The organism is Arthrobacter sp. WCS2018Hpa-7 (assembly GCF_031843805.1).
Classification (GTDB): domain Bacteria; phylum Actinomycetota; class Actinomycetes; order Actinomycetales; family Micrococcaceae; genus Arthrobacter.
On record NZ_JAVTJB010000027.1, the window covers coordinates 1 to 24,896 of the forward strand.

The window sequence follows — 24,896 nt, forward strand, 5'->3', positions numbered from 1 at the left end:
GGCGTAGGGGAGTTCCGTTCCCGGTTCGCGGGGGAGGTCAATCCGGAGGGTGGCTTGAGTCGCGCCTTTGGGACCAGATGGTGCAAACTCTCGAGGTGCATGTGCGGCTACTTGTTTGCGGCATGCTGGGGCCGGCTTTTAATCAGCTTTCGAATGAGCACACGCTTACGCTGCGGGACTTTCAGAGCATCGCATTCGGCTCTTCACTGGTTCCACGGGACCGCATCACGACCGTCGCGCGCGGCCTACTGCACGGGTACAACGTTGATTTCACTAGTGCCCTGTATGTCCTAACGCCACAGGTCGAGAATATGGTTCGACAAGCATTCCGTGAAGCTCGGATCAGCACCAGCACCATTGACGCATCAGGTATCGAAAACGAAATTGGCCTCGGTGCTCTGATGCAGATGGATGAGTCAGTTGCTGTTCTCGGCGTGGATCTTGCCTACGAACTTAGGGCACTTTAATGCGGGCCCGTGGGACCGAACATACGTAACGTCGCCGCGCACGGTCTGTTGGAGGATGCTTCTCACCAGACAGCGCACGTGTTTTATGCATGGTGGTTTGTCCTGCGACTGGTCTATGCCAGTTACTGGAACCAACGTCGAGGCAATAGCCATAAGTTGACCAAAGAAGATTGAAGTTCGATCCCGGCCGGAGAAGCTTCGTGGTGAAGCCGCGATCTGCGTGGCCCGGCTTTACGGGAGTCGGTCGTGGGTACCGAAGGGAGCGAGGGCGTTTCCCCAATGCGTACAGTCCGCCAGATACTTCCCACGCACAAGTGTTCAGGTGTGGACTCGTCATGTAGCTCCAGGGTCGGTGGTTCATGGGCGTATGAAAGGAGAAAAGCCATGAGGCGCCTTCTTGCACGCGGTGTTGCTGTTGGATATGTTCCCTATTGTGATGGTTGGCAGTAATTGGCTCCTCCCTTCTTCCGCCTACATCTGCTCATGGCATGTGAGTGGCCATAGCGACATGACGCCGGTTCACAGCACGGTTCCCATGCGCGTCAAAGTGGTGTTAGACGAGACCCGGAGCGTGTGCCATTCGGATGTGGGTGCTCAGTCGGCGTCGTGCCCAGTGTTGTCTGCGTTATCGCGAGCGCACTCTTTTGGCCAGAGGCGGGAGCTAGTTGCACTAAACCCGGTAAGTGGGTGACGCGGCTGGCTGGTGCGGCGCCTTTGGTCGCGGTTATGGCCTGGCGCGATTGCAGTGCTCGATGAAGATGGGCAACAGGCCTGCCGGTCGTTTTGTGAGGTCTAGGGCCGGGTGTAGGCCCATTCTTCGAGGAGGATGCCGTTGGGGCGTTCGACTTTGCCGTTGGATCTTCGCGCTGTGGCGCCAACGCGACAATGGCGTTGTTCATTAAGGTCGAGGCGGTTTCCTTGGTCTCGTCGGAGAGGATCTCGGAGTAGACGTGCTTCATCATCCACTTCATGTTGAATGAACGTGAACCCACGAAGAATGGTGGTTTTCGTGGGTACCTGCAGTGAAATTCCGGGCACGGGCATTGGCTTGCCCGGCCACCCGGCCCGAGCTGCGGTGGCCTACACCGTCCGGGATCCTGCCGAGCTACTTTACATCGACGTGGATCATTTCACCGGGCCAGGCGTTCTCTTGACGGGGCGCGTTCCTGCCGGATCCTAATTCCTGTTGAACGGTCCGTGAAGCGCAGCGACGGGCAGTGGTAGAGGTGGAGGAGTCGCTAGTGACGTACCAGTCCTAGCGGGACCTGCGGGTGAGCCCGGACGACAAATCGATCAACGCCAATCTGAGTGATCATAATGCCCATGCCGTAATGGATTGCGGCGGGTCTCACCGTGAGGATGGCTTCATAAAGTGCCATTTCCGTGTCCTGCTCGGGCTTGATGACGACTTCAGTCATGCCCGGGGGCAACGGCCCCGTTGGAAATGCGGAGGGGGTCGGCAGAGGAAAGGGGCTCTCCTTCGAGACTGGTGGCACTGACAACCCCCACGTTTCTGACCGGCTTTCAATCCGATCCTCGGCTCCTCTGCGATACGAAGCGGCAATGTCTGGGAAAGAGAGAGAATGAGCCGCTCGTGCGGTGAGAAGTCGGCACGGGTAGGATTGCACTAACCCAATAGGCGGATAACTTGCATCCATTTATTTGACACTAACACGATGGATACAGAACATCCATTTAGGCTCTCAATGATGAGAGGCTGTTCAAGATTTCGGCATTCACCGATCCCGCCGACGTCCCGGCTGGAGCGCCGCCGTCGAAGCAGACAAACTGCTTTCGGCAATCCAGCCACCCATGCGGACATCCACTGAGCGAGATCACTGAGCGCAGTCTCATCTCCGTGAGGAAGGTTTCAGCTCCCGAGGCCAGCGACGGACCGTCGAGTTGTGCAGTGAATAGTAAATCTGGGCTGGCAATTTGGTCGCACCTCAATGCTAGGACCCGTAGTCGTCAATGCTCGAAGGACAGACGACTGGCTTGGCGTTAATGAGACCTTCCCGTCGGCTAACAGACTCTACGCGCCTGTGTCGGGGGCAAGGAAAGCCCTGAGATCCCGAGCGCTGGTCGCCGTGTCGACGTCCTGGACCCACTTGATGAGGTCGTCTATTTTCCCTTCGCTCATAGCACCCAGAAGTGCCATATGGGCCTTGGCCGCCAATCGCTCCCATGAAATCGGATTCCTGTGGGTTCCGAGGCAAGCATCGACGCGCTCCGAGAGGTCGCGCCCGTCCTTTGTCCTGACTTTCACCGCCGCACGCCAAGTCCGTCCGTTGGTTGCGACGTATTCATCGGTGACATCCAAGTCGGGGTCGGGGACGAGCTTGATTTTGCGCATCAGCTCCTGCACGGGCCGGGATTCGAACCGCCCATAGTCGTGAGAGTTCTCGAAGGTTATCTGGCCCTCGAGAAGGAGGATGCTCAGGACGTACTGCAGGTTTATGTCAGGCATCGGGCGGCTGTTGACGACGAAAGCGAAGGCCGTGGGCAAGTGAACATCAATAAATTCAACGTTCTCGGCATTCAGCTTTTCTGTACGAATCAAATGCTCCAGAGCCTGCGCTGCGGGCTGGATAGGGCCACCTACGGGGTACTGCTTGATGTCGGTTTGAGTGACGTGTCGTGTGTCTGCCAAGTCTCGAAGCATCCGGTCGGTACTGCCGTCTTCGCCAAAAGCGTCAAAGGTATTGGGGGACACGTCGAAGACGTCCGGGACTCCAGTAAACCCGAAACGGACTAACTCGACTGCGCGCACGCCGGCGTGCGCCTGTGCGGCTGACGTTGCAAAGGCCTTTCCTACGTGTTCTTTATCCCGATAGATGGTGGCAATTCCAGACACCTGCTGTGCGGCGTAGGACAGAACATGGCGATTCTGTTCCATCGTCAGACCCGCTAAGTACGCGGCTGACGCGGCTGCTCCGAAAGTTTGTCCCAATCCATGACTAATCCGGGGCGAATGGTCCATGGCCTTCATGCTTGCCCAAGCACCGATGTTGACGGATGCTGCTATGTCGTAGCCCAGCGATACGGCGGTCAGCAGAGACGAGCCTGAAGAATCAAAACTCTCGGCCATTGCGACGGCCGCAGGAACAATTGAGGAACCTGGGTGGATTCGTGCGCGATTATTGACATCATCCGTTTCATCCGCGTGAGCGCAGATGGCGTTGGTGAAGGCTGCGAGTTCCGGGTTCGTCAGCCCCCCGCCGATGATGGTGGCTTCACCTTTGCCACCCCGGGAGGCAGCGTATTGGATGGCGAGTTTCCCAGGGTTAAGAGTCGCGCCACTCAGCATTGCCACAAGGCTGTCCAGAAGGTGTTGCTTTGCCCGGTCGGCAACATTCGGCGACAGAAGCGTATTCTGCGCGGCGACAATATGCTGGGCGACTGCCGTAGTGACGGGGGCGTTCATTGAATCTCCTATGGGTTTGGTCCCTTGTGAATTCGATTCCTGGCATTTGCCGTAGATAGCAAATAGAAGGTCAGTCAAGGTCGCTGGGGGCCTAGCCCCGACGGCCCCCCTCACCTTCGGCCGGTTTATAGGGCGCTAGTTTTTCAAGGATCAGGCGCTCGGCACTCGCCGGGTCCCTAGTGACGCGGGACACCTGATCGAACACCATCGTGGGTCGATTAGTGGGATCATATTCCGGCCAAGAGCCGAAGCCGGGGGTGCTGGGGTTACCGGTCTTGGCAAATGCCACCCAACTGCCGGACATCTCCTCCTGGAGCCTGGAAAGGTCGGGCGCCGTTCCGACAAACAGCCTCGCGGACTCGACGTTGCGGAATACAAACGGTAAGCACAGCATGTGGGGTGCCCTAAGGAGCCCTTCCATGGCGGGGGACCGCCACTTGAGCAAATACACGTATGCAGGGGATGTGGCAGATACGGACAGCACATCGGCAGCCGTAGTGACTGTGCGGCGGTAGCGGTGGTCTCCGTAGACCATTGCCAGAAGATCACCCGGCGAGTCGTCGGGCCGTTCTGCAGCATAAGTGTCCAGGACCGTGGCTGCTTTGTCCTCAGGAACGTCTAGAAAGTGAGATACCTTCTGCAGGCATTCGGCGTGTGATATTTCGAATATCTTAGGGGTGAGTGATAGCGCGGCCCGTTGCTCCGTTTCACACCATCCCAAGAGGACGGGCACATCCGAGCAGGTTTGGATCCCTCGCGCAAAAGGCTGTCCGGGCAGGGTGTGCCCGTCGATCACGGGGCGGAAGTGATCCCTCTGACCGCAGGCACGAATAGCTGCCGGTACAGCCGCCAAGAGAACCTCGATCGGAAGATCGTGCAGCTTTTCTACTTGGCGTTTGCCCAACTGGAGAGCCTTGAGGACGTTGTGTGTATTTTCTTCCGCTTCTTCCAATGTTGCGAAACGGAGCATTGACGAAGCGCTCTGGATAATTGCGCGATGAAACAACCCGGTTGCCTCTGGCATAGCCATAAGTGCCGCTACCTTCGAACCACCTCCCGATTGGCCAAAGATCGTAACGCAACGAGGGTCCCCACCGAACTGACAAATGTTTGTTTGGATCCAGTGGAGCGCTGACAATGCGTCCAAGAGCCCGACATTTCCGGAGTCCTGATAATCTCTGTGATGACCGCCCAAGTAGAGGTGCCCGAGGATGTTGAGCCGGTGATTGATCGTCACCACCACGACCCCTTGTTTAGCGAGGTTCGTGCCATCCAGCCCCGGCGGACTAGCCGAGCCGTTCATGAATCCACCACCATGAAAGAAGACCATCACAGGCAACGGCCCATTGAGAGGTTCTCTGGGTGCGTAGATGTTGAGTACTAGACAGTCCTCGCTGCGAGGCTCAGCGTCGAAAATCCAAGCGAGATGGTTTGGCACCCCCACGGTTCCAGGATGCAGCTGGGGAGCCGTGGGGCCGTAGTGGACGGCTTCCCGAATTCCGGGCCAGTTCACGGGCCGCGGCGGACGGAACCTGTTTCTTCCTCCGGTGTCGGCAGCATACGGAACCCCTTTGAATACCGAGACCGAGTCTCGAAAATAGCCCCTAAGCGTGCCCGTGGCCGTTTGCACGACAGGTCGGATCGTCTCTTCGGCGGTTTCAAATGGGAGGTGTCTCATCAGGGGACGACGACGTCCGTAAGATGGTGCCTCGCCGACGATTGCGGATGTGGCTGCTGTGTCGATTCCGGTGACCAAATTTCATGATCTTCGTACTCGACATCGACGAAAATCCGAGGGTCTACGCCCTCTGCTGCGAGCCAGAAGCTCGACTTGTCGAACATGACAGATTCAATAATGCCCCTGCGTGTGACCAAACCCGATTGCCGAAGTTCGACGTAATCTCCTTCTGTGGGCGTCCAGCCAAGGACACGTCGTTGCATACTGAGCTCAACGCCGGCGTGGCAGAACGCGACTCGTCGCGGTCCCGTGAACACTGTGTCTACTTCGCCTACCCCAATAACTAGTGCTGTCATCAGCTCCTCCTCATGTCGGCCTAAATACTGATTGTCTGCTTCGCGGCAGCGCGAACTACCATGACGGCGCCTAGCTGCCGGTCGGGGTGAAGACACCCTTTCCTGATGTCTGCGCCTCGAACAGCTCGTAGGCTGCTTTCGCCTCAGCCAGGTTCCACCGGTGAGTGAACAGGGCATCCACGTCAACCTGCCGCTGGACAACGAAATTTGCGCATTCCTCCATTCCGGGGATGGCCATGGTCCAGGACGTCATCATGCTGATTTGCCGATACAGATGTTCGCTGAGGTCAAACTTGATCGTGGAACCAACGCCGACCCAGCACGCGGATCCCCACACGTCGAGGACATCCAGCACCTGACGTGCAGCACTTGAAGCACCAGAGGTCTCCAAACTCTTCGAAACTCCTCGCCCACCGTTGGCATCCCGGACCGCGTCTGATACGGAAGCCACCTTGGAGGGATCTATGCAGGCAACTGCCCCGAACTCACGAGCCCGTTCGAGTCGAGAGTTTGAGATGTCCAGCGCTATCACCCGGGCACCCAGCGCTGTCGCCAATTGTGTTGCTGCAAGGCCCACAGGACCCTGACCGAAAATGGCGATCGTGTCGTCGCCTCGCAGTTGGAGTCTGCCCAAAGCCGCCCATGCCGTGCCCGTACCGCAGCTGATGGATGCAGCTGCGAGAAACGACAGGCCTTCGGGCATTCTAATCACGGCAGTGACCGGGACTCGGATGAATTCGGCGTGTGCGCCCGGGGCAGTGGCTCCCATCGCCAATGCGCCAGAACGGCACAGTTGTGTCCATCCTGAACGGCATTGATCACAGGATTCGCATCCGAGATAGTGGTGGACCATGACAGACTTGCCTAGCCAGGCCTTTGCAACCGCGGAACCGACGGCAACTACGATGCCTGCGGGCTCATGGCCTCCAATGACTGGATTCTCGATTCTGGTGCCACGATATGTATGTAGGTCTGACCCGCACATACCCGACGCCTGAACCTCGACGACGACGTCGCGAGGACCGGGGGTTGGATCTCCAAACGTTGAGACAGAGAGTTGTCGCTCACCGTGGAAGACGATTCCGCGCACGTGATCCGCCTCTAGGTATTTCGCTGCTGCAGGAACTCACTGATTCCTGACCAGCTCCGCTGAGCGTTTAAGTGGAGATTAAACGAATGACCAATATCCGGGATCGGATCGACCACAACTTCAGTTGACGAGGCATAGAGCGCCTTTTCATCTGCGGCGAATCGCCCAGGAAGTATAGGGTCAAACTCGCCCAGCTGAATAAAGACAGGGCATGTGACCTTGGCGAAGCCGGCGTCGGGATCGTCCTGAAGGGCTATGCAGTCCGTCCAGAGTCCGCTGGGTATCGGTGTCCTAAGAACGTCGTTGTCATATGAGATGACATCCGGATCGGCCTGTTGCTGATGGTAAAACTTGAGTCGGCCTTCTTTAGGCACCACAGCGTAGGGATCGCTTAGAAGCGCTTCCCTCGCACCGGGAGCCCAAGCCGAACGTGGGCGGCCGGGGAAAAACCCTGTCGCTGTCACAACCAATGAATCCGCGGCGGGCCATCTGGCTTCGGAGTAGACAGAGAGGGAGGCGCCCATTGAGTGGCCGATCAGGGCGATATGATCAAAAGTCTTTCCGGGAATGACCCCCGGCTCCTTTAGGCGCTCGACCAAGCTGCTGAGGGCAGATCCCACGGCTTCCAACGAGACTGAATGCCCATCGGGCTTGTCACTGGCGCCGGTACCGGGCAAGTCGATCGCCAATAAGTCGAAACCCTGCGAGGCCATATAGGTCACGTACGAGTAGTCCCGACCGTTTACCAATCCGGCGTTCCAGTAGCGATGATCATACGAGATTCCATGTACAAGGACCTGTAGTACCCCGCGGCCTCGCCCACCGGAGGGAAAGAAATGACCAGCGAATTGAAGGCCGTCTTGGTCGGTGATACTTATGGGGAAGTCAAGTTTCTTCGAAGCAAGCGCTGACATGTGTGCGTGTTTCCTTTGTTCTAATCTGTTTTTCCGACGGGATTGGCTGCGCGCTCGGCCAGCTTTTCCGGGTCTACAGCGATCTTGACGCCTGCCCGCTCAAGCTGCAGCTGAAGGTAGATGCGGCCATCCAAATCACCCTGTCCTTTGCTGAGTGCCTCCGCCATCTCGGCGTGCGTCAGTGAAGCGAGCCTCATTGGGACCCCGAGTTCTTTTGCGAGCTCGGTTGCCAGGTTCACATCCTTATACATGAGTTTCAGGGCGAAAGCCGGCGGATCGAATTGTCCCGGCAGGAACTGCTTCGTTAGCATGTTCAAGGCGGAGCCTTTGCCCAGAACGCCGAGCCGTAACGCATCCCATAGCTCCAGGGGATCGACTCCTGCTTTGACGCCAACGGAGAAGGCCTCCGACATTGCCAAGAGAAACATCGGTCCAGTCACGTTGTTGACGAGCTTCACCACCGTTCCCATGCCGATTTCACCCACTCGGCGGGGTTTGTCGCCCATGGCCTTCAGCACGGGAAGAAAGCGTTCGTAGGTCTCCTGGTCGCCGCCGACCCAAAATGCCATGTCACCTGACTGGGCGCCGGCAGGGCCGCCGCTGACCGGCGCGTCGAGCATGGTCGCGCCCTTCTCAGCGAAGGCTTTGCTTATTCGCAGAGCCATGTCGCGAGAGCTGGTGGATAGGTCAAACAAGACCTTTCCGGGGCCAATGTTGTCGAGGATGCCATTCTTACCGAACACCACGGCTTCGACTTCTGTGGGCCCCGGCAGTGAAGTGAACACAACATCGGTTGTCTCGGTCAGATCCGCGATACTTGCTGCGGCTTTGGCGCCGGAGGACGTTAGAGCAGCTACAGCTTCGCTGGAGAGATCGAAGACAGTAACTTCATAGCCAGCCTTAATAAGGTTTAGAGCCATACCGCGTCCCATGCGGCCAAGCCCGATGTATCCAACTTTCATTGCGGCTACTCTCCTTCGTTGGCGAGGAACTCTCGAATCCTTGAACGGCTTTGGCCAAGGACAGAGGATTTGACGTTGCCTTCAACGTCGTCGCCGTGGACTCGTTGATCCTATTTCTGAATGCCTGTACGTTATTACGAAGGGTGCGCTTGAGTCAATGCTTGCGGCACCTGGAGAGTTAGGGTACGTCGCGAACTCGAGTCGGGAGTCGATTAAGCTCAAAAGGACGGTCTCGCGCGCTTGTAGTGCAGGGTTCACTAGCCGGTTTCCGTCAGGGTCGACCGCGACGTGATCGGAGGCTCGTGGGTTGAGTCGGCATCGTCTCGCCAGTCGAGTGAAATGCAAGCCTCCCGCGAATCCCCTCGGTGCCGGATGCTATTGACCTGTCGCCAGCGTTCCGGTTACGGTACGGGTGTACGTTATTACGATTATTGGTCAGCAATCTAACCCAGCACGTTTCTTATCGATCTCAAAGGAGAGACACGGTGTCCCTTTCAAAACTGCGTGGAACCAGGCTTCGTTCCCGCGCCACGGCAATCGTGGGTGCTATCGGGTTGGCTACCTTCGGACTCACTGCCTGCGGCGGCGGATCCAGCCCAGCGACCAGCGTTACTACCGGCCCTCCGAGCACGGTAGACAGTGCCACTTGGAATAAGACGCTGGACGCCGCTAACCAAGAAGGTACGGTCAACTGGTACTTCTCTGTGGGAAGTTCGGACAAGATCATTGCCGATTTCGAGAAGGCTTATCCAAAGATCAAGGTAAAAGCCACGTTCGCTGGCACAGCCGATTTGATCCCCAAATTGGATCAGGAGATCGAGGCCGGCGTAAAGAGTGCGGACGTGGTTGTGCACGCATCCCCAGGATGGTTCTCGGATCGCTACGACGCCGACAAGTTCGCATCACTCACGGTCGCCCCCGACCAGACAAGTGCTGGTTGGGAAAAACTACTTGGTGGAAAGAGCTACGCCACCGTGCTTGCTATCCCGTACACCATCTCCAGCCAATCGGATCAACCCACCTTCACTGACGTCGCGTCTCTTCTCGCAGCGAAACCCGATGCCAAGTATGGGCTTTTGAACCCTCACTCTTCGGTGGCCGCAGCATTTGCCTACGAGACTTTGCGGCAGGAGTTTGGTGACGAGATCCTGGACAAGTTGGCCGCAACCAGCCACACAGTCGAGGCAAGCAACACGCCTCTGGGACAAGCGTTGGGCGCCGGATCTTTCGAGTACGCCTTGCCTGGCCTGGCCAGCGTAACCACACCGCTCGTTGCTAAGGGCGCACGAATTACCGAAACAGTTCCCACCAAGGCAGCTAGTGGCCCCCAGTACAACGCTGCTGTCATGGGAACGGCCCCGCATCCTAATGCGGCAACGGTCTTCACGAATTGGCTCATGAGTAAGGATGGTGCCGCTTCGTTCGTGAAGAACGTCTCGCCTGCTGCCACAGCAATCTCTGTGGACGGCTCCATCCCTTGGGACTCGGTGAAGAGTTACGACCCGAAGGAATGGACCAACGAAAAGTGGAACGCCTGGATTGCTCAGTATTGGACGCCTCGCTTTGGTGGGTAGTCCGCAGTGGGGCGAGCCCCACTGTGGCGTAGCCGCGGTGTCACGGGCTAGCCGCCGTGCTGCACAGAAACGAGAAGGAGAAAGTGGATGACTAGCTCGACAGCTGAGTCTCAGCGGGTGGACAAAACGGAGAATGGCAAGCGCCGCCACACCGGCGGCACACCGCGCCGAGATATCGCCCGTGTAGGGATCCGAAGCTCAACGATCTGGTATGTCTTCGCCGTCGCATTGGCGCTCATCGTTGCCTGGCCGGTCATGCTGTTCTTTGCTCGTCTGTTTGACGACGGCGGATCCGCGTTCGCGCGCGTGCTCGCCATCCCGGATATCTGGTCCACCCTGGCTATGACAGTCACCTTGGCAGCGGGATCCACGGCAATTGGAGCTATTGCGGCCGTCGCCCTCGCTGCGGCAGCGATGAGAGTCCCGTTACGCATGCGTGCTTTTGCCGCGCTCGTTCCCCAAATTCCCCTGGTGATCCCTCCGGTTGCCTTCGTATACGGGTGGATATTCCTCTGTGACCCTGCCGTCGGCTATATCAACGCACTTTTGGGCAAAATTAACATCGGACCCATCGACATCTACAGTGTTCCGGGGATTATTCTCTTCACTGCCGTCGACATGGCTGGAATGATCTTTGCCTTCGTGTTCCCGCGTCTTTTGGAAATCAACGGTTCAGTGGAAGCGGCCGCCCGAGTCGCTGGAGCCTCTGGATTGCGCAGCTTCATGACCATTTCCTTCCCGCTCCTGCGCCCCGGCCTCATGGCCGGCATAGTAGTCGCCTTCCTCATCGGCATGGGGCAATTCACAGCTCCTTTGTTCCTCGGAACCAGAGACAACATCAAAGTCATTTCCACCGAGATATTCCACCTTCGTGAGGGGTTCCCGATCGATTACCCCCTTACTGCAGCCTTAGGTCTTCCGCTCCTTGTGTTCGGCATCATGGCCATCTTCATCCAGCGTCGAATCGTGGGAGACCAGCGCCGCTACATTACGCAGAGTTCCGGGCGGGGCATAACAAGGAAGAATTCGGGCGGGGCCGTCGCATTTGTCCTAGCGTGGGCCGTAATCGTCGTTGGCCTTCCACTGGTCGCTATAACCCTCGTCGCCTTCTCACCATTTTGGGACGGGGATCTAACTCGGCTCTCGTTCACACTGGACAACTTCATTACGATCGGAAGTGATCCAGAAGTCGTCGAGTCTATTGTCAACAGCCTCGTGGCATCGTTCCTGGCCGTTGTCATCGTGCTCCCACTTGGGTTCATAACCGCCCTAGCACTGAGCGGGATCATTAGAGCGCCCAGGGCGGTGGTGAAGACCCTGGACTTCCTCTTCATTGCGCCGCTTGCAGTCCCTCGCGCTCTGCTCGGCATGGTGATCGTGTTTGTCTTTATCCGGCCGCCATTCTCGCTTTATGGTTCGCTGGCACTTTTCGTGATCGGGTATGCGTTCATAGCACTGCCATTCGCTTTGCGGTCCCAGTACTCGAGCTTAATCGGAGTCGACAAGTCCCTTTTCGAGGCGTCCAGGGTCACCGGAGCAAGTCAGCTTCGGATGGTCATTACCATCGCTATGCCGGTCGCCCGTCGAGGCATCGCGGCGGCACTTGCCCTTGCCTTTGTCATGCTATCCAACGATTTTGCCGTTTCTGTGATGGTTCAATCGCCAGGTCAGCAAGTCATGGGCACCTTTCTGTATCAACTGGGACAGGAAGGTGCCGCCCCCGAGGTTGCTGTCATGTCCCTGATCATGACACTTATCACAGCCGCAATTCTCGCTATCACGGTGCGAATCGGTGGCAAGTCTGCTTTGGAGAGTTTCTAACTATGAGTGCTTCACACGTCGACGAGAAGGTCGCGAATATGGATGGAATCGCAACGGGCAGGCCGATTAGCGCCTCACTTATTGGAGTAGGTAAGTCGTTTGCGGCAAAGGGCAGGACTGTAGACGCAGTGAAGGATCTCAACATTGATGTCCAGCAGGGGGAGTACGTCGTCATAGTCGGGCCCAGCGGCTGTGGAAAATCGACGCTCATCCGCTGCATCGCCGGGCTTGAGAGCCCGACCTCCGGTACCATCAGCATCGGCGGCCAACCCGTCTACGACTCTGAGAAGTCAATTGACAAGAAGGTGAACCACCGCAACGTTGGGATGGTTTTCCAGAGCTATGCGCTCTGGCCTCACATGACAGTTGAGCAAAACGTAGAGTACCCGCTTAAAATGCGGAAGGTGCCCAAAGCGAAGCGACTGGCACGCGTGGCTAAGGTCTTGGAAACTCTCGAATGCACACCACTGGCAAAGCGGCTTCCGGCTGAGCTGAGTGGCGGTCAGCAGCAGCGAATCGCGCTTGCACGCGCTCTCGTGTACGAACCCGAAGTACTCCTGCTGGACGAACCCTTGAGTGCCTTGGATGCCTTGCTCAGAGTATCCCTTCGGACAGAACTATTGCGGTTGCATCGTGACTTGGGTTACACCGCAATTCACATTACCCATGATCAAGAGGAAGCGCTTGAAATGGGGGACAGGGTGGTCTTGATGAGGGAAGGAAGGATCGAGCAGATCGGTCCTCCTGCCGAGGTCTATGCACGGCCTGTCTCGCCTTACGCAGCCAACTTTTTGGGCGTCCGCAATAAGCTCACTGTTTTCAAGGTTGACGGTCAGCTGCGCCATGGCGGCGGCGTAATTCTGGCCAGCCAAGGCCTGGCAGAAGCTGTGACAGATGAAGGCCAACTTCAACTATTCGTCCGGGCCCGGGATACGCATGTTCGTCGGGCGGAGTCCGGACTGGCCCTGCCGGACGGCGAGATTGAGGTTGAGGGAACGCTCGCGCAGGTTGTTCTCGGCGAGGGAGGCCGCCGCCAGTATGTCATCGATGTGGACGGGAGCCTCTGGTACGCACAGCATGCGGAAGACTCCGATCTTGAGCTAGGGGAGAAAGTGAAAGTCCGCACACCAGCCAAACAGACCCTGCTCTACCAAGACGAAGCACTGGTTAACCACTGATTGATTCTCATCGCCGATGAGTTTGCAGCCAAATTGAGGAACTATGACAATCAAACGCAACTACGAAACCCTCTTCATCAATGGGCAGTGGATCAGATCCTCAAGTTCTGATCGCTTAGAGGTGATTTCTCCAGCAACGGAAGAGGTCATTGGTTTTGTGCCAGCGGCCTCTATTGCCGACATCGACCTCGCTGTTGAGGCAGCGCGTCACGCATTTGACAAGGGCCCGTGGCCTGGAATGGCGCCGCAGGAACGCGCGGAGATTCTACGTCGAGTTAGGGGTTTGATCGCTGAACGTCGCGAAGACTTGGCGGGCCTCATTACTGACGAGATGGGAAGTCCCATCACGCAGTCGAGCGCGATTCAGCTCGGTGCCCCCCTTGCCCTCCTTGACTCCTACCTCGAGCTGATCGAGACTTTCCCTTTCCGCGACGTTCGGACTTCTTCGTCGGGTAGCGCACTAGTTACGCGCGAGCCATTGGGCGTCGTGGCCGCGGTTGTTCCGTGGAACGTTCCCTTGACTGTCGCGATCCAGAAGGTTGCACCAGCCTTGTTGACGGGGTGCACCGTTATACTCAAGCCTGCGTCCGAGACGCCGCTGTCGACCATGGCACTCGCCCAGCTGTTCGACGAGGCTGGTTTGCCGCCCGGTGTACTTAACGTCGTCCCTGCCAGCCGGCAAGTCAGCGAGTATCTCGTAAGCCATCCCGGGATCGACAAACTTACCTTCACGGGTTCTACTGCCGTGGGGCGCCGGCTGGCGTCCATTTGTGGGCAAAACTTGACACGGGTCACGCTTGAACTTGGAGGAAAATCGGCTGCGGTAATCCTCGACGATGCCGATATGGACGCAACAGTCGAGGCTTTGCGGATGGGCTCGCTTCGCAACAGCGGACAGATTTGCAGTCTTAAAACGCGCATTCTGGTATCGAACCGCCGTCATGACGAATTTATTGACAGGTTGCAGGGCCTCATCGAGTCGATGCCGGTTGGCGATCCACGTGACCCATCAACGCAAATTGGCCCCATGGCCACGGCCCGACAGCGTGATGTTGTTCAGGGCTACATTGAAGCGGCCAAGGGTGAAGGTGCTACACCTGTAATCGGTGGGGGGCGGTCAGTGCCAGATCGAGGCTGGTTTGTTGAGCCCACGGTCTTTACGGATGTCAAGCCAGACATGAGGATCGCGCTCGAGGAAGTCTTCGGACCAGTTCTGGCTATTCTGAAATATGAAGACGAGGACATGGCAGTGGATTTGGCCAACCACTCACCCTATGGTTTGAGCGGCTCCGTGTTCACCAGCGACATTGCCCGTGGCTTGAACCTGGCATCCCGTATTCGAACAGGAACGGTAGAAATCAATGGAAGCCCTGCAGGATTCCATGCCCCTGTGGGCGGATTTAAGGACAGCGGCATAGGCCGAGAAGCAGGCCACGAAGGTCTCGAAGCTTACACCGAGACGAAGTCGTATGGCCTCCCGAACAGCTTCGCTGAAGGCCTTAAGGAGGCCCGTAAGTGAGCGGTGATCGCTACGAAGAGGGCCTGCGCATTAGGCGTGAGATCAATGGCGATGACGTCATTGACAAGATCTTGGCCGAGGCGGACGAGTTTTCGGGTCCAATGCAGGATCTTGTGACGGAGTACTGCTGGGGTGAAATCTGGGCCCGCCCGGAGCTGGACAGGCGCAGCAGAAGCATCCTGAACATCGGCATGCTGGCGGTGATGTCGCGGCCTGATGCTCTAGCGGGTCACATCCGTGCGGGAATTGCCAATGGGCTTACTCGAACAGAGATCCGAGAGTGCCTGTTACAGGTTGCCGTTTATGCAGGCATGCCCGCGGGCCTCGCGTCATTCAAAGTCGCTCGCGAGGTTTTTGCGGAAAATTCCTAACAGGGGTCGGCCGACGTCTATGTCTAACCAGCGGAGGCAGCCGTCAGAGAATTGAGCTGAAGCGGTGGCAGGACTTGTGTTCTGCCACCGCTGGCAGGGGAGAACTTTGACGTGCCCCTGGAAGTTTTTTTTGGGTCCACGTTGAACCGCTTTTTATCCGAGACAAACCAGAGAAGGTCATCGATCGTGCGGCGTAAGTCAATGTCCCCCTTGAAACCGCACCAGGAGGGCCCGCGAAATGCTCTTCAACTGATCCTCAGCCTGGAGTTTGGCTCGGCCCTCATCGGCAAGACGATTCTGGTCACGGCGTTCTGGGCGCAGACCATGCTTTTTGTTGTCCTCACGTTTGAGCGCACCGGCTCAGCTGCATGGGTCGGGCTTGTGTTGGCTGCGCAACTACTGCCTCAAGTCTTCCTCGCCATATTGAGCGGAAGCATGGCGGACAAACGTGGTCCGCGGATTCCCATTGTATTAGGTGGTCTCTGTGCGGGAACCGGCAGCATCAGCCTCGCCATTTGGCTCGAAATCCCGGCACTGGCGAACCTAATTCCCGTTGAGATGCCGTTGCTGGCGTCCTCAGTAATCTGCGGCGTTGGGATCGCGTTGGCGTCGGCCGCCCTGCAAGCAGTACCCCCGAGGTTGTCGCGTCCGAACGAACACGCAACGGCCATGTCCCTCAACTTCCTTCCCTCTGCGTTGGGTCGAACGCTCGGTCCCTTGGTTGGGGCTTGGCTCGGTTCCGCGGTCGGACCGATCTTGACGCTGGCAATTTTGGCTGGGATATGTTTTGTTTCAGCAAGCGTTTTCCTCCTTATCCGACGACTTGGAACACCAAGTATCACCACGGGCGGTCCACGACGACTGCGGGACGTAACGAAGCACGTGTGGAATGACAAACCCCTGCTGGCTGCTATCTGCGCTGCTGCAGCTATCAGCGCGGCGGCTGAGGCGTCTGTCACGCTGGCACCGAACATTGGGAGCCTGCTGGGCATTGGGACCGTCGGCGCAGGTTGGGTGACAGGCGCATTCGGTCTAGGTGGTCTCGCAGGTATCCTCACTTACCGAGTTTTCACCACGTTCCTGAGGCCGCAATCCGTTGGGCTCTTATCCATGGTCATCCTCGGGGTGTCATTGGCCCTGGTGGGGTTGGTTCCGTCGCTTGGATTTGCCACAGCCATGCTTATTCTGGGCGGCGCCAGTATGGTGATGGGCATCACGGCGTTTGGTGTCGTAGTACAGCAGCGAGCGCCGGCTCAATTCCTCGGACGGATCATGGCCATATGGGTGATGGCCTTCTCTGGCGTGCGGCCCGTTTCAGGGCTTGTCCTCGGCCTGGTTTCCGACCATGTCTCCACAACGTCGGCCATCCTGGGTGCAGCTTTTGTGGCTGCCGCCACGGGAGTATGCGTTCATTTGTGGAGCCGGAGTGTGTCGAGGCGGGCGCTGGCCGGTAAGAAAGGGCCAGTCGATCCCAATGTCGCCGATGCGGCAACCTCTGTTCGTGATAAAATATAGTTGTTCTTATATATGAACAACTTGGATGGGCGGCGAGTCATAAAGTCCGATATGACCCTTATCGGAGCCCCGCAACGGCGAGCTGGGATGAATGCCCTTCCATTGGTGGGGTCCGACCTTGGAGGTAGCGTGAATACCAAAGTAGGGATCATTGGGCTTGGCGCAATGGGCGGTAACGCAGCGAGTCGACTCGAAGAACAAGGCTTTGATCTGGTTCTTTATGACCCCCGAATCGAACAAATGGCGGCGCACCCTCAAGCGATCCAGGCTTCATCGGTCAAGGACTTGGCCGGACAAAGCGACGTGATTCTAGCGTTCCTGCCGTATTCGGCTCAGGTGGAAGCTGTCGCCATTGGCGAAGGCGGGGTTATTGAGACTGCCCGTCCAGGCACGGTTTTCGTGAATATGGGGACCATCTCTCCAGTGACTACACGGAAGATTGCAGACGTACTCGGCACCCGCAACGTTGAGGTTATCGGTGCCCCCATGAACGGCGGTCCCCACGTCGTCCGTGCTGGTCGCCTTGCGCTGGTGGTCGGCGGCAGAGAAGACGTTGTGGAGAAGTGCAGGCCTGTTCTTGCAGCCTTAGGTGAAATACGGCATATGGGCGACGTCGGTTCCGGTGAGGTTGCAAAGATTGTGAATAATCTGATTCTTGCCATATGTATCAATGCTAATGCCGAGGCGCTCGTACTGGGTGTGAAGTTCGGTGTTGACCCGGAGAAGCTCGTTGACTCCGTCATCGAGGGGGTGGGCTTCAACCATGGCATGCGTAAGCACTATAAGGAGCACGTGCTCAAGGGCGACTTTGGCGAGCACGACCTGTTCTCCGTGGACTTCATGAGGAAAGACCTGGCCCTTGCTTTCGAGTTGGCCGATGATCTGAAGGTCCCTCTGAAATTTGGCGCCTTGGCGGACCAGAGTTACCAGGCTGCCAGGGCAGCCGGACGAGCAGCGAACTATCACCCAGTAGTGTGCACAATTCTTGAGGATCTATGCGGTGTAAAAATTCGCAGCACGGAGCACGTATCAATCTCCGGAGTTGAGGGCTCGCGCGGCTAATAACCACGCAAGGGAAGAGCTTCTTGGCTCATCCCGTCACACATTCATCGGCCCCTTTGGCCAATCAAGTGAAGGAACAACCATGCTAACTGTCGTTCGTAGGGGAGATGGCGGACCAACCGCCCGTTCAATTGGCCCATATACCGGTGAGTTGTGGCGGGACTTATTGCTTCAGCAAGACGACGGGTTCTCCCTGGGAAAAGTTTTCTTCACCCCTTGCGGTCGGACCTACTGGCACACACATCCGGGTGGGCAACTGCTGATAGTTGAACACGGTGAAGGACTCGTGGGGGATGATGACCAGACTATTAGAATCTCTGCCGGCGATATCGTCTGGACGCCGCCCAATACGAGGCACTGGCACGGAGCAACTTCATCACATTCAATGATGCACACCGCAGTGACGTTCGCTGGGGTGGTCTGGGAGGACGAACTGTCCGAGGAAGAGTATTTGCGCGCTCAAGAGGCCGGCCGCGGCACTTCCTTCACACGGCCCAGCCAAGGTGACTGCCGCACTTCGTCACTCGGCTGATGTTATTACCGTATTGATAGAGACACTCTTCCGAAACTTAGCCAACTGTGGGGGCCGTGCGGGGGCCAAGCAGCGCATGTGTTTCTTCGGTCTTGAGAGCGGCTACTGGCAGCGTCGAGTTAGCGGTCGAAGACGTACGAAGGCCGTCAAGTAGTATCCAAAGATACCGCCGGTAAAGCTCGACTGCATCGGGGCGCCCGGCTACGGTGGTCCCCTCACGCACTGTTCCGGAAATGGCCGTCAGGCCTATCTGGGCAAAGATCAAGTCCGTTCCAGTCACATCGCTGCGAAGGACACCGCCGTGGTGTGCTCTTTCTACGACTTGATTGACCAATGGCGCCAGTCGGTCGCCCTGCCAGTCATGCCTTTCTGGTCCCGATTTGCGGCGTCCCGCCAGTATCTGGGCCATGCCTTGATCTCTGGTCTGCACGGCGAGTGAACGTTCAAGATAAAACACCAGGCCATCCCACGGGTCGGGCACTGCCAGAGCTTCGTGGAGTATTGATTCGAGCTCTTGAACTTGTTGAAGCCAAAGCGCCTCAATCAATTCCTCTTTATTGGCAAACCGTCTATAGGCGGTCCCAACCCCGACGCCGGCCCGATGGGCGACGTCGTTCAGTGTGGCATCGAGTCCACGTTCGGCAAAGAGCTCTCGTCCCGCGGCTAAAAGTCGCTCCCGGTTAAGCGCTGCATCCTTGCGCATGGTTTGTTTCGGCATAGGTCCACCCTAACAAGGTGGATGTATGCAATCCGTTGAGTTTGAGCACTGGCACGCCGAGATAGGTGGCTCAAGAGTGCCCCTACCGCTGTCCAGCTCCCTTCACGGCCTCGAGGAAGGTTAGCGCCTCTTCGTATGTGGGAATGTTCCCCAGATCGCCATGACCAGAGAAGCGAATCGGCCAGCGTCCTGCTTGGGCTAGCTCGCTGACGAAGGGGTCATAATCGCCGAGCCTCATGTAAAGGACGCACGACTTTGTCGGCGGCTGCTTGCCCGCTTTGGGCGTTGGTGCTGAGGTCAGACCCGAGAGGTGTCGTCACCGCTCCACTCGGATGGGCGCTGGCGGGGGACTCTGGCTCGCGCCTACACAGAGACGATCCAAACCACGACCGTCGATCGGAGTTGGATTCGGGGGACTTCTGCCGGGAGCGCCATGGCATGTTGGACCGTAGTGTTCACGCAGACACGAGAGGCTGGAGTGATGCGGCGGCCCTTGTGGCGCGTTCCAGGACGGTCATTGAGGCGTTCTCAGTAGCTGGCACTTCGATGCTGATAGGGAGGTCGGACGGGAGTGCTCGCAAGAGCTCGCCCAGCGGAAGGTCGCCATCTCCAGGGTACAACCGTCCGCTGCGAGCCTCCCCGGCGAGATCGCTCGGAGCTGCGGCTGGTGCGTCACATAATTGGACGCAGGCGAGAGCCTGCCGAGGGATCCCCAGAATATCCTTGGCTGTTCCACCCGAGCGGAACAGATGAAGGGCGTCGATGGTGATACCCAGTCCGGGGTGGCCGACTGTGGCAACTATGTTCGCGGCGTGTTCGAGGGATCGTATGCTGCGGTACGCCATGAACTCGAGCATGACGCCAACTCCGAAGCGTTCCCCAGCCTCACATAGTTCCGCTATGCGACGCACTACGCCGGCCTCAGTTGCAGCGTCATAGTACCCTTCAGCTTCTGCCGTGATCGCAAATCGCTGAGCGCCGATCGAACCGGCGAACTCGAGTGTGGGTATGAGGGCCGGAACATCAAGTGCAGACGTAGCCCGGGCGACTTCGACGTCGAGAACGCGAAGGCCGGTTGTCGACAGATGTTGCTCAATGGCCGCTTGCAGGGCTTTGTCGGCCATAACATCGATGTCTGACTCCATCACCGGCAGAAGGCGCAGACTGACTGCGTTGAATCCTGAAGCTGCGGCGACGTCGATCTGTTGAACTGGCGAGCATGGCAATACTGTCAGAGGAGCAAGGGAGATAATCCGGTCATTATTGGTCTTCATGGTGAACTCTCCAATTATGGGCGCCCAAGGGTCTATGCAAACCAGAACCCAAGCCGCTCCACTACGCGTTCGTATTTACGCACGAGTATACGCTATCTCGAAACAAGAAAACGAGCCAAGACGTGACGCCTCGCAGTAAGAGGTCTTCGGTTGGCCGTGGGAATCCTCAATAAGATTCGTATTTGGGAATGAACATCTGATATCCTGAATGTCCGGAGGCGCCGTTGTCTCCAGTGGCGCAGGGCCGCCGGACGGGCAGTCTCCGGTAAGGAGCAGTCATCAATCATGACGCCCACGTCCGCCGAAGAAGATATGTCGTCATTGAGCCACGCCTTTTCCAGTGCGTCGGTGGCAGAGCAGATTAAGGGAATTTCGCCCGAAGTCTACGATGCCGCCGCAAGGTTTTGGAGGGTGCCGGTGGAGGCTGGGGCCCTGACGCCCAGAATGCAAGAGCTGATACTACTGGCCATGCACGCCTCAGCCTCGGCCTTGAATGCTGAAGCGATTGGGCGTCAGGTCAAGCGCGCCAGGCTCGCCGGGGCGACCGAGGAAGACGTGCTGGACACTCTAATCATCATTGTGGGCTTGGCGAACCATGCCCTGTATAAATCCGTTCCCGTCCTCGAGGAAGAGCTGACCCGGGCCGGGGTGAGCATTCAGATTCCGGACGCGCATCCGGAATTCGAAGAGGTCAAGGGTCGCTTCATCGCCGCCCGGGGCTTTTGGAATTCCGACCGTGATCGATTGGCTACGTTCCTACCCGAATACGTCCTGGCGTTGACAGATTTGTCGGTGGCGTCTTCGGGATCCGGCCAGCTCAGTAATAAGGAGCGGGAGTTGATCTGCATTGCAACGGATTGCACCGTCAATCACGCGTTCGAAGCAGGCTTACGGCTGCATATTCGCAACGCGATCAGCCTCGGCGCCTCGGGGGCCGAGATTCTGCACGTTTTCCAACTTGCGGCACTTCTTGGGCTGGAGGGCTACATCCTCGGAGCAAACGCTCTCTTCGGCGCCTCTGGACAGCTGCAAGCGCCGGCTTACTAAGCCCACTGCAGTGGGCCATGGAGCCGCTCCCGCGCATGGAGAGCTTGACGATATCCCTTTCCGTAAGTACATTTACGTTGGTAAATGCGAATAGCCGTACAGAATACGGAACGCGCCTAGTTGGCGAACCGATAGGTTCGACCGAGGCGCTGAGCCAAAACGTGATCAAAGGAGAACCGTGAGCTCACTGACCGCCGACATTGGCCAGTTCTTGGCGAATGTTAAATTCAAGGACCTCCCCCCTGAGGTTCTGCCCATGGTTCGCGATGCCTTCACTGACACAGTGGCAGTCGTAATGGTCGGCATCGATCAGCCAGTGACGGAGATTGTTCGTCAGACCCTTGTGGAACCGTCTGGCGTCGGGGAGGCCCGGGCATGTTTGTCCGACCGACTCGTCTCCGCCCCCGCCGCAGCGTTGCTTGGTGGCGCCATCGCCCACTCACTGGATTACGATGACCAGTCAATGTCCGGCCACCCAAGCGCCGTTCTCGTCCCAGCAATCCTGGCCGAGGCCGAGGTTCTGGGGTCCACAGGTCAGGAAATGGTCACCGCGTACATCGCCGGTTACGAAGTCTGGTGCGAACTCTGGCGTCGTGACCGCCAGTACCACGCCAAGGGTTGGCACCCAACCTCAGTGTTTGGGGTGATGGCCGTTGCGGCGGCTGGCGCTGTGCTGCGCAAGTTGCCGGCCGAGAAGGCTGCTGCAGCTGTAGCCATTGCCGGGAGCTATGCAGGTGGGATCTTTTCGAACTTCGGTTCGATGATGAAGGGTTACCACGCCGGAATGGCCGCCCGGTTTGGCCTTGAGGCTTCGCGGCTGGCCGCAGCGGGAATGAGCGCGGGGCTAGATGCAATGGAAAACCGGCAAGGATTCCTTATGGCGTTCTCCACCGACCGCCAGCCGGACCTGACTTCCGAGTCGAAGCTTGGCAAGGAATGGTATCTGCCCAAGCACAAGCTGCAGTTCAAGCTTCATCCGACTTGCTACTTCCTGCACCGATCGTTCAATGGGACGGTCCGGATGTTGGGAGGCCGAAAGATCGATCCGGAAGAGGTGGAGTCTGTTGAAGTCCGAATGGGCCGTTCACAGGTCACTGTGCTCGTTTACGAGCAACCCCAGAACCGCTGGGAGGCGGAGTTCAGTGGTCAATACGGTATCGCGGCTGCTGTAATCCTGGGAAAGATGGGCGTCCCGGAGCTAGCCGACGAGGTTGTTCTTCGCTCAGACCTTCAGGCGTTTTATCCCAAGGTCAAACTAATCCCTGTCGATGAAGTCGATGAGCGGGACCCAGTGTTCTCTCCGTCCGAGTCCGTGAAAATGACTCTGCGGAGCGGTGAAGTGATCGAGAGCGGTCCAATTCTTAGTGTGCCTGGTCAGGCGGATGAACCCCTGACCAGGGAACAGCTCTGGGGGAAGTTCCGGGAATGCACAGAAAAGACGCACTCGGACCATGAGGCCCAAGAGCTCTTTGATGCACTGCAGCGAATCGATTCGCTGCAGTCGGCAAAAGAATTGCCGACACGCGTAGGGCTCTTCGAGAGCCGACTTGTAGGCAACGTCCAGTGACCTGCCCACTTGGGCCGGTTCATAACTGATTGAGGAAGAAAGTTCATGGGACAAATTACCGTCGCACAGGCAATCGCTCGCCTGTTGGAACAAATGGAAACCGAAGTGGTCTTCGGTCTGAATGGGCACGGCAACTGGGCCTTGCTTGACGCACTAGTGCACGAGACCAACATCCGCAGCGTCGCTGTGCGAAGCGAAGACCATGCAATCGAATTGGCAGACGGATACTGGCGCCGTAAGCGCAAGCCCCCGCTGCCCATCGTGACCACAAGTGTCGGCCCAGGCAACATGAATACCGTGCCTCCGATCGCCACAGCGTACTACGAGTCGATCGGCATGCTGATTCTTGCGGGCGTCGGTGCCACACACTGGTTCGATCGCGGCGGCATCGAGGAATTTTACCGCGACAGCCCAGAGGACTGGGCAGGTGTGATGCGGCCGATCAGCAAGAAGTCGCTGATGGCCACCAGGCCGGACACGGTGATCGACATGTTCCTGAAGGCATATCAAACGGCACACTCCGGGCGTCCCGGACCGGTTGTCATGGCAATTCCTTTCGACATCCAGAACACCCTGATCGATGACGATCTTCCCGATCCCCGGCCCTACATGGTCTGCCACCGACCCTCAGCGGCTCCCGAGGGGGTTGCCAGGGCAATCGAGTTGCTGAAGGCGGCCGAACGCCCATCCATTGTGGTCGGAAGTGGTATCGCGAACTCAGGCGCGTACGATGCACTGTTTGAGTTTGCGGAAGCCACCGGCATTCCGGTGGCTATGACGCCAACAGGTAAGGCAGCATTCCCCGAAGACCACCGGCTTTCCCTTGGCTGCATCGGCCGAGCCGGCACGGGCCAGGGCAACTACGGTGCCCGCCACAGCGACGTAGTGTTGGGGATCGGAACGCACTTTACCGACATCGACACCGGTGGCTGGACTCTGTTCGACATCCCTACGAACACCAAGCTGATCCACGTGGACATCGACACCAGCGAGCTTGGCCGCGCTTACCCGACCGAGGTCGCCATTACGTCCGATGCCCGGCTCGCACTTGAGGCACTGACCGTGGCTGCTCGTGCCGCCGGGGTCAGCGAGCAGAAAGAATGGACTTCGCTGCTCGATTCCAAGCGCACAGAGTGGTTGGCGGAAACCGAGTACATGCGCACCTCGGACATCTCGCCGCTGCACTATGCGAGGGTCACTTGGGACACGGCTGCGGTAGTTGCCGAAAACTGCCCCGACGCCTCCATCCACTTCGACACCGGCAACATGCTGAGCTTCGGCCCGTCGTTCTTGCCGGCCTCCTCGAGGAACGTTGTCCACTCCGGATTCATGCACCGCATGGGTTGGAGCGCGGCATCGGTGCTCGGTGCCAGCATCGCTAGCAACAACGGCCCCGCGATCGCGCTGCTTGGCGACGGCGCATTCCTAATGCGTGCCACTGTGGTTCCTACAGCAGTTGAACTCAACCTCCCCATTGTCTGGGTAGTCATGGACAACAGGTCGTTCCAGATCGAGCGCGAAACTATGCTCAAGGTCTACGGCAGGGAGTCCATGTGTGACTACCGCAAGGTAGGCGAGGAAGAACTGTGGGGACCCGACTATGCTGCCATGGCCCAGGCCATGGGCGCTGAAGCCATCAGGGTGGACAAAGCGGAGGATTACAAACCTGCGCTGGAAAAGGCCCTGGCTTCGGGCCGTCCCACGCTCATCAACGTTGATACGGAACTGTCCACGCCCCAGTGGCGGGCGATCTGGTACCCGTACCCCGCGAACTTCAACGAGACCTGGAAGCCGGGCCCCGTAGATACCTCTACAACAGGAGAGTAA

Annotated in this window: 22 protein-coding genes; 13 read left to right on the forward strand and 9 right to left on the reverse strand. The window is 57.9% G+C overall.

What is annotated here, in order from left to right; all coding sequences use genetic code 11:
* Positions 1-467: hypothetical protein (locus tag RQH14_RS20655; RefSeq protein WP_311214998.1), on the forward strand; the 467-nt coding region annotated here is incomplete at its 5' end.
* 9 nt (positions 468-476) lie between these two features.
* The gene (locus tag RQH14_RS23190) at positions 477-641 is read left to right on the forward strand and encodes a DUF4209 domain-containing protein (RefSeq protein ID WP_396136335.1); all 165 of its coding nucleotides are present in this window, start codon (positions 477-479) and stop codon (positions 639-641) included.
* A gap of 1,064 nt (positions 642-1,705) precedes the next feature.
* On the opposite strand, the gene RQH14_RS20660 is transcribed toward RQH14_RS23190, so the two are convergent.
* From RQH14_RS20660 to RQH14_RS20690, 7 genes are all read right to left on the reverse strand, one after another.
* On the reverse strand, positions 1,706-1,885 hold the full coding sequence (locus tag RQH14_RS20660; RefSeq protein WP_311214999.1) for a hypothetical protein: 180 nt from the start codon (positions 1,883-1,885) through the stop codon (positions 1,706-1,708).
* 614 nt (positions 1,886-2,499) lie between these two features.
* Positions 2,500-3,891, reverse strand: a complete 1,392-nt coding sequence (locus tag RQH14_RS20665) for an MmgE/PrpD family protein (RefSeq protein ID WP_311215000.1) — start codon at positions 3,889-3,891, stop codon at positions 2,500-2,502.
* 91 nt (positions 3,892-3,982) lie between these two features.
* Complete coding sequence (locus tag RQH14_RS20670) at positions 3,983-5,569, reverse strand: carboxylesterase family protein (protein WP_311215001.1); 1,587 nt, start codon at positions 5,567-5,569, stop codon at positions 3,983-3,985.
* Positions 5,569-5,925: a hypothetical protein gene (locus tag RQH14_RS20675; RefSeq protein ID WP_311215002.1), complete on the reverse strand. Its 357-nt coding sequence runs from the start codon at positions 5,923-5,925 to the stop codon at positions 5,569-5,571. The genes RQH14_RS20670 and RQH14_RS20675 overlap by 1 nt, the downstream gene beginning before the upstream one ends.
* 70 nt (positions 5,926-5,995) lie before the next feature.
* Complete coding sequence (locus RQH14_RS20680; RefSeq protein ID WP_311215003.1) at positions 5,996-7,015, reverse strand: alcohol dehydrogenase catalytic domain-containing protein; 1,020 nt, start codon at positions 7,013-7,015, stop codon at positions 5,996-5,998.
* 11 nt (positions 7,016-7,026) lie between these two features.
* A complete protein-coding gene (locus RQH14_RS20685; protein WP_311215004.1) occupies positions 7,027-7,929 on the reverse strand; it encodes an alpha/beta fold hydrolase in 903 nt (300 codons plus the stop codon).
* 20 nt (positions 7,930-7,949) lie between these two features.
* Positions 7,950-8,960, reverse strand: coding sequence for an NAD(P)-dependent oxidoreductase (locus tag RQH14_RS20690; protein WP_311215045.1), 1,011 nt, complete (start codon positions 8,958-8,960; stop codon positions 7,950-7,952).
* 416 nt (positions 8,961-9,376) lie between these two features.
* On the opposite strand from RQH14_RS20690, the gene RQH14_RS20695 reads away from it, so the two are divergent.
* The 8 genes from RQH14_RS20695 (at position 9,377) to RQH14_RS23195 (ending at position 18,463) form a co-directional block, all read left to right on the forward strand.
* Positions 9,377-10,465 carry an extracellular solute-binding protein gene (locus RQH14_RS20695; protein WP_311215005.1) on the forward strand — a complete coding sequence of 363 codons (1,089 nt, stop codon included), beginning with the start codon at positions 9,377-9,379 and terminating at the stop codon, positions 10,463-10,465.
* 87 nt (positions 10,466-10,552) lie between these two features.
* Positions 10,553-12,286, forward strand: coding sequence for an iron ABC transporter permease (locus RQH14_RS20700; RefSeq protein ID WP_311215006.1), 1,734 nt, complete (start codon positions 10,553-10,555; stop codon positions 12,284-12,286).
* A 2-nt stretch (positions 12,287-12,288) separates the two neighbouring features.
* Positions 12,289-13,464, forward strand: coding sequence for an ABC transporter ATP-binding protein (locus RQH14_RS20705; protein ID WP_311215007.1), 1,176 nt, complete (start codon positions 12,289-12,291; stop codon positions 13,462-13,464).
* Between the two features lie 43 nt (positions 13,465-13,507).
* On the forward strand, positions 13,508-14,983 hold the full coding sequence (locus RQH14_RS20710; protein WP_311215008.1) for an aldehyde dehydrogenase: 1,476 nt from the start codon (positions 13,508-13,510) through the stop codon (positions 14,981-14,983).
* On the forward strand, positions 14,980-15,354 hold the full coding sequence (locus RQH14_RS20715) for a carboxymuconolactone decarboxylase family protein (RefSeq protein WP_311215009.1): 375 nt from the start codon (positions 14,980-14,982) through the stop codon (positions 15,352-15,354). Before RQH14_RS20710 ends, RQH14_RS20715 begins: the two co-directional genes overlap by 4 nt.
* 111 nt (positions 15,355-15,465) lie before the next feature.
* Complete coding sequence (locus tag RQH14_RS20720; RefSeq protein ID WP_311215010.1) at positions 15,466-16,869, forward strand: MFS transporter; 1,404 nt, start codon at positions 15,466-15,468, stop codon at positions 16,867-16,869.
* A gap of 129 nt (positions 16,870-16,998) precedes the next feature.
* Positions 16,999-17,931 carry an NAD(P)-dependent oxidoreductase gene (locus RQH14_RS20725; protein ID WP_311215011.1) on the forward strand — a complete coding sequence of 311 codons (933 nt, stop codon included), beginning with the start codon at positions 16,999-17,001 and terminating at the stop codon, positions 17,929-17,931.
* Positions 17,932-18,013: 82 nt separating this feature from the next.
* Positions 18,014-18,463, forward strand: a complete 450-nt coding sequence (locus RQH14_RS23195) for a cupin domain-containing protein (RefSeq protein WP_396136334.1) — start codon at positions 18,014-18,016, stop codon at positions 18,461-18,463.
* 37 nt (positions 18,464-18,500) lie between these two features.
* Here RQH14_RS23195 and RQH14_RS20730 read toward each other — a convergent pair whose 3' ends face one another.
* Together RQH14_RS20730 and RQH14_RS20735 are read right to left on the reverse strand one after the other, a co-directional pair.
* On the reverse strand, positions 18,501-19,181 hold the full coding sequence (locus RQH14_RS20730; RefSeq protein ID WP_311215012.1) for a TetR/AcrR family transcriptional regulator: 681 nt from the start codon (positions 19,179-19,181) through the stop codon (positions 18,501-18,503).
* Positions 19,182-19,636: 455 nt separating this feature from the next.
* Entirely contained in the window at positions 19,637-20,455 is an 819-nt protein-coding gene (locus RQH14_RS20735; RefSeq protein ID WP_311215013.1) for a TIM barrel protein, read from the reverse strand.
* 285 nt (positions 20,456-20,740) lie between these two features.
* Here RQH14_RS20735 and RQH14_RS20740 point away from each other — a divergent pair, with 285 nt between their 5' ends.
* The 3 genes from RQH14_RS20740 to RQH14_RS20750 all read left to right on the forward strand — a co-directional run bounded on the left by RQH14_RS20740 (position 20,741) and on the right by RQH14_RS20750 (position 24,896).
* Positions 20,741-21,502 carry a carboxymuconolactone decarboxylase family protein gene (locus tag RQH14_RS20740; RefSeq protein ID WP_311215014.1) on the forward strand — a complete coding sequence of 254 codons (762 nt, stop codon included), beginning with the start codon at positions 20,741-20,743 and terminating at the stop codon, positions 21,500-21,502.
* A 178-nt stretch (positions 21,503-21,680) separates the two neighbouring features.
* Positions 21,681-23,069 (forward strand): MmgE/PrpD family protein, encoded by a 1,389-nt coding sequence (locus RQH14_RS20745; protein WP_311215015.1) that lies wholly within the window; start codon positions 21,681-21,683, stop codon positions 23,067-23,069.
* Positions 23,070-23,114: 45 nt separating this feature from the next.
* On the forward strand, positions 23,115-24,896 hold the full coding sequence (locus RQH14_RS20750; RefSeq protein WP_311215016.1) for a thiamine pyrophosphate-binding protein: 1,782 nt from the start codon (positions 23,115-23,117) through the stop codon (positions 24,894-24,896).